This window comes from uncultured Campylobacter sp. (genome assembly GCF_937997405.1).
Classification (GTDB): domain Bacteria; phylum Campylobacterota; class Campylobacteria; order Campylobacterales; family Campylobacteraceae; genus Campylobacter_B.
In genome coordinates this window covers 1-5479 of the sequence record NZ_CALKTL010000186.1, presented here as the reverse complement: position 1 = coordinate 5479, position 5479 = coordinate 1, and the positions used below count along the sequence as shown (strand labels likewise).

Sequence of the window (5479 nt, the reverse complement as noted above, 5' to 3'; positions counted from 1 at the left end):
GGTGAGCGTATAAGGAGGTTTGAACAATGAAATCAAGAAAATCCCAGCCGGCATTTGCGCTAAGTGCTTTGGCGCGAGCGTCTGCGGCACTGATTTTGACCTGTGAATAATTAATTTTACTAGGCTTTAGCTTCTTTTGCGTTTGAGTCTTTAAAATTTCTCCGCTTTGAGCGTCGATTTTGATCTCGTTTTCGCTACCTTCTTTATGCGACTCTATCTCATAGACGAGCCTTCCGTGCTCATCGTCGATTTCTACGCTTTTTATAGTCGCGTCACCAAAGTTTTGCTGTGCGATCCCTATCGCTTGATCGAATGAAACTTTAGCGTCTTTTTCACTAAAACTTCCTGCGTTTAATGCGCCCGCAAGGGCGAACGTAGCGGCGATTGCGCCTAAAACTTTAAGATTTTTCATCTTTAATCCTTTTGATTTTATTTCCAAATTTTATTTTGGATGGCGCAATTTTAAAATTCCAAGATGAAGCTAAGATGAATACGCGCGGAATTTTAAAATTTCACAAAAATTTTGCTGCGATTTGTGAGATATAAAGCGCGGAATTTCCGAGCATTTACTAAAACGCCGTAAAATTTCAACTTGAAATTTTATCTCAAGGAACGCTTCGTGCCTAGCATTTTTAAAAACCCGTCGCAGCAGAAGCTTATTTTTCTAAGCTCGCTTGCTTTTGTGGCATTTTTTAACTTCTCGTTTTTCAAAAATATCATAAATGCCTACGGAATTTCAGGGCTAAATTTTATCTATTTTGTCTGCGACATGGCAGCTTTGATCGCTTTTTTGACGCTATTTTTTACGATTTTTAGCTCGCGCTATACGACTAAGCCGATTTTGATGATCTGCTTTTTTATTTCGTCGTTTACGGCGTATTTCATGGATAGCTATAACGTCGTAATCGATTCAGAGATGATCCGTAACGCAGCCCAGACGAACTTTGCCGAGTCGGCGGATCTTTTCAGTCTGCGACTGGCGATTTATGTGCTGGTGCTGGGCGTCTTGCCCTGCGTGCTGATTGCTCGCTCGCGCATTAGCTACCGTCCGCTTAAATTTGAAATTTTAGCTAAGCTCAAAGCGGCGGGCATTTGCATAGCGATCATCGCGGCACTGCTTTTTGGATTTAGCAAATACTACGCGTCATTTTTCAGAGAGCATAAAATTTTACGCAGCTACGCAAATCCCGGATATTGGATCTACAGCGGCGTTAAATTTGCCGCAAAATCTAAAAAGCAGGGCTCGCAGCCCCTGATGCAAATCGCTACGGACGCGCATATCGATAAAAATTCTACAAGTCCAAAAAAGCTCGTCGTCGTAGTCGTGGGCGAAGCGGCGAGAGCGGATAGATTTTCGCTAAACGGCTACGAGCGAGATACTAATCCGCTACTAGCCAAAGAGCAGGGCGTCGTAAGCCTAAGCAATACCCATTCTTGCGGCACTTCGACGGCGCAAAGCGTGCCGTGCATGTTTTCGCTGCTAAATCGCGAGGAATTTAGCGTCGAAAAGGCTGCGGAGGAGCAAAACGTATTAGACATACTAAACCGCGCTGATGATATGGCAATTTTGTGGCGCGATAACAATTCCGATTCCAAAGGTGTGGCGCTACGCGTAAAATATCAGGATTTTAAAATTCCGCAAAATAATCCGATCTGCGACGTAGAGTGCAGGGACGAGGGGATGCTTGCGGGGCTTGATAAATTTGTCGCCGAAAACGCGGGCAAAGACGTATTAATCGTGCTGCATCAGATGGGCAATCACGGGCCTGCGTATTTCAAGCGCTATAAGAAAGAATTTGAAAAATTTAGCCCCGTTTGCCGCGATAACGAGCTTGAGAACTGCTCGCAGCAAGAAATTTCAAATGCCTACGATAACGCGATTTTATACACGGATTATTTTTTAAGCAAGGTTATAGATTTTTTAAAACCGTATTCTAAGACGCGCGAAACGGCGATGATCTATATGAGCGATCACGGCGAGAGTCTCGGCGAGGGCGGCGTTTATCTGCACGGTATGCCCTATCTTTTCGCTCCCGAGGCGCAAAAGCATATCGGCGCTATCGTTTGGCTAGGTGAAGGAAAAATGCGCGAAAGATACGATCTGAGCGTACTTAAATCGCATAAGGATGACGCTTTTTCGCACGATAATCTTTTTCACACGCTGCTTGGAATTTTTGAAGTAGATACCAAGGTGTATAACAAGGATTTGGATATTTTAAATGGAGTGAAAAATTAGAATTTCGCTCTAAATTCCGTCGTAAATTGTGAGTGAAATTTTAGCAATAAAAAATTCTATTGGCAAAATTCTAATTTAAGCTTAGTTTGAAATTTTACCTAAACTTGAGCAAAATCTGCTCTAAAATTTTTTATGCAAAAGCTAATGCAGAGGCAAAGTGCTGCAAAAACTCAATCTCTCATTTATCGTTGCGAGCTATGAATTTTAAATTTCATTAGAAATTTTACGTGCAGTTTTGATAAACGCCTGCGCTAGATGGTTTAGACGTTTGCCTTTTTTATAGGCAATTATCAGCGTATTATCAAGCTCGCGCGCGCCTACGTCAAAGAGCTTTATCCTGCTTGCCTTATCCTCTTTTATCATCTGCGGTATGCTAAAGCACGCTCCTGCGCCGCTTGCGACGATAGCATTGGCGATGTCGAAAGTCTCCGTGCGACACAGCACTTTCGGCGCAAATCCCGCAGCGGTAAAGAACGCATCTATCTGCTCGGCACTTCTTAGGCTTTGATTAGGCAGGATGAATCTTTCCTCTTTTAAGCGCGAAATGTCAATTTTAGGAACAGATTCGTTTTTAAACTCAAGCGAGAGCGGATGGGTGGAGCTTAGAGCGACATAGGTTTTTTGCGTTAGAATTTTAACCCCGTCAAGCCCGCTCATATCGATAGGAAGTATCAGCATACCGACATCAAGATCGCCCTGAAGTAGCGTTTCACGAATGCTAAGCGCAGAAGAAAATTGCGTGATTTGTAGATCCGAATCCTTAAATTTCTTGCAAAACATCGGCAGTAGCGACGGTAGGAGATTATAGCCGTTTTGCGAAAAACCGATGCGAATTTTATCATTTTTTACGCCGCTTATTTCAGAGATATCGCTTTTTAGGTCGTTTATGGCGTCAAAAATGACTTTTGCTTTACTAGCATAAATTTTTCCCGCGTGCGTAAGCGAAATGGGATTACTCGTGCGGTTAAAAAGCTGTGTTCCAAGCTCACGTTCCAGTGATAAAATGCTCTGTGATAGCGACGGCTGCGGGATTTTAAGCGCCTCGGCAGCCTTAGTAAAGCTACGGAATTCTGCTACTTTTAATACTAGCTCCATGCGATGCAAATTCATTTAGCCTCTCCAATTGATAATTTGATTCTTATGAAATGATACACTAAATAATATTTGACTTATGTTAAAAATGAAACTAAAATTACGCTTTTAGTTTAGAACTTTAAACTTAAGCTAAGAATTTCTCAAATGGAGAGGAAAATGAGTGAATCAAATTTCAACAGACGCGATTTCTTAAAATCCGCCTGTATCAGCGTCGGCGCGCTTAGCCTTAGCGGCTGCGTGGATACCGACAAGAGTAAAAGCGCAGACGGCGGCAACGAAGGCGGCCTTCCTAGTGTGGACGTACTTATCATCGGCTCGGGAGGCGCGGGTCTGCGTGCAGCCGTGGCGGTAAGAAAGAGTAATCCAAATCTCAGTGTCGTAGTAGCTACGAAGATGATGCCTTCGCGCAACGCCACCTGTATGGCGGAAGGCGGTATCAACGGCGTTACGAGCTTCGCAAACGGCGATTCATACAAGCTTCACGCCTACGACACCGTAAAGGGCGGCGCATATCTCGTAGATCAGGACGCCGCGATTAAATTTTGCGAGCTTGCGGGCCCTACGATTGCCGAGATGGATTACATCGGCACGCTGTTTTCCAGAAACGCTAGCGGCGGCGTGGACGGTAAAGAAAGCGGCGTCCCGGGCGGCGTAGCGCAGCGCTTCATGGGCGGCGCGTCTAAAAAGCGATGCAACTACTCCGCCGATAAGACGGGTCATATCTTGATGCACGCCTGTTTTGACGATGCGGTCAGCAACGGCGTGAAATTTCTAATCGATCACGAGCTGCTTGAGATCAGCGCGCCTGAGGGCAAATGCGAGGGCGTCGTGCTTCGAAATATCCAAACCGGCGATTTTTATCCGGTGCTTTGCAAAGCCTTGGTAATCGCTACGGGCGGATATACGAGGATGTTTTACAACCGCACATCGGTGCCTTATATCGCTACCGGCGACGGTATCGCGGCTGCACTGCGCGTGGGTCTTGGATTTAGCGATCCGGAGATGGTGCAGTTTCATCCGACCGGTATCAAAAGCGGCGGCGCGCTCATTACGGAAGCTGCGCGTGGCGAGGGCGGATATCTGCTCAATAACAAAGGCGAGCGCTTTATGAAAAACTACCACGAAAAGATGGAGCTTGCGCCGCGCGATGTCGTAGCTCGCGCGATCGAAACCGAGATCCGCGAGGGTAGGGGCTACGGCGAGGGGCTAGGCGCATACGTGCTACTTGACGTAAGACATCTCGGAAAAGATAAAATTTTAAAAGCCCTTCCTAAGATCAGACACACCGCCATTTTGTTTGAGGGTATCGATCTAATCGAACAGCCGATTCCGATTCGTCCGACCGCACACTACTCGATGGGCGGCATTGAAGTGTCTAAATTTGACGATATGAGCACTAAAATTTCGGGGCTTTACACCGCGGGCGAAGCGTCTTGCATTTCGATCCACGGCGCAAACCGCTTAGGCGGAAATTCTCTGACCGACGCCGTCGTAACGGGCAAACTCGCAGGACTAGGCGCAGCGAATTATGCCGCGAAGCAGGAGGGATTCGGCTCGGGTAAAAGAGCGAGCGAGCTCGCGCAAAAATGGCAGGCTAAATTTAAGCAGATCGCAAACGGCTCGGGCAAGGCAAACGAGATGTATGAGTTGCGCGAAGAGCTAGGCGCGCAGCTTTGGGACAATATGGGTATCTTTAGAACCGGCGAGAAGCTCGATCTGCTTTCGCAAAATTTAGAGGGTATCAAAGCGCGCTACGACGAGCTGCACGTCGCGGATACAAATCCGGTTATGAATACCGCATTTACCGACTACGTCGAGCTTGGAAATTTGATCCTGCTTGCGCGCTGTGCGTGTTTGGCTGCGCAAAAGAGGCTGGAAAGCCGCGGCGCGCATACCAGAGAGGACTATCCGAAGCGCGACGATAAAAATTTCTTAAAGCACAGTATCGTGACGATGAACGACGCAGGCGAGCTAAGTTTGGGCTACAAAGAGGTCGTCGTTACGGAATTCTCTCTTGACGGAAGGAAACCTCAATGAAATTTATCATAGATCGCTTCGATGGAAGCAAAATGAGTATTAAAGTAGCGATTAATGGTTTTGGCCGCATCAAGCGCAACTCTAGAATATAGGTATCTACCAATTGTTTCC

Annotated in this window: 4 protein-coding genes; 2 read left to right on the top strand and 2 right to left on the bottom strand. The window is 46.2% G+C overall.

Annotated features, from left to right (window positions below; all coding sequences use genetic code 11):
- A partial coding sequence (locus Q0372_RS09815; protein ID WP_298105422.1) for a PepSY domain-containing protein occupies positions 1-412 on the bottom strand: 412 nt, incomplete at its 3' end.
- Between the two features lie 207 nt (positions 413-619).
- Between Q0372_RS09815 and Q0372_RS09810 the strand changes: the two genes are divergently transcribed.
- Positions 620-2236, top strand: coding sequence for a phosphoethanolamine--lipid A transferase (locus Q0372_RS09810; protein WP_298105419.1), 1617 nt, complete (start codon positions 620-622; stop codon positions 2234-2236).
- Between the two features lie 204 nt (positions 2237-2440).
- Here the strand turns inward: Q0372_RS09810 and Q0372_RS09805 are convergent, their stop codons facing one another.
- Entirely contained in the window at positions 2441-3331 is an 891-nt protein-coding gene (locus tag Q0372_RS09805; RefSeq protein ID WP_298105416.1) for a LysR family transcriptional regulator, read from the bottom strand.
- Between the two features lie 156 nt (positions 3332-3487).
- On the opposite strand from Q0372_RS09805, the gene sdhA reads away from it, so the two are divergent.
- Positions 3488-5368, top strand: coding sequence for an 8-methylmenaquinol:fumarate reductase flavoprotein subunit (sdhA, locus tag Q0372_RS09800; RefSeq protein WP_298105413.1), 1881 nt, complete (start codon positions 3488-3490; stop codon positions 5366-5368).
- Positions 5369-5479 lie beyond the last annotated feature (111 nt).

What these genes read in the sequence shown, in the direction of transcription:
- sdhA (WP_298105413.1), top strand. Translation starts at nt 3,488, where the DNA reads ATGAGTGAATCAAATTTCAACAGACGCGATTTCTTAAAATCCGCCTGT.
- Q0372_RS09805 (WP_298105416.1), bottom strand. Translation starts at nt 3,331, where the DNA reads ATGGAGCTAGTATTAAAAGTAGCAGAATTCCGTAGCTTTACTAAGGCT.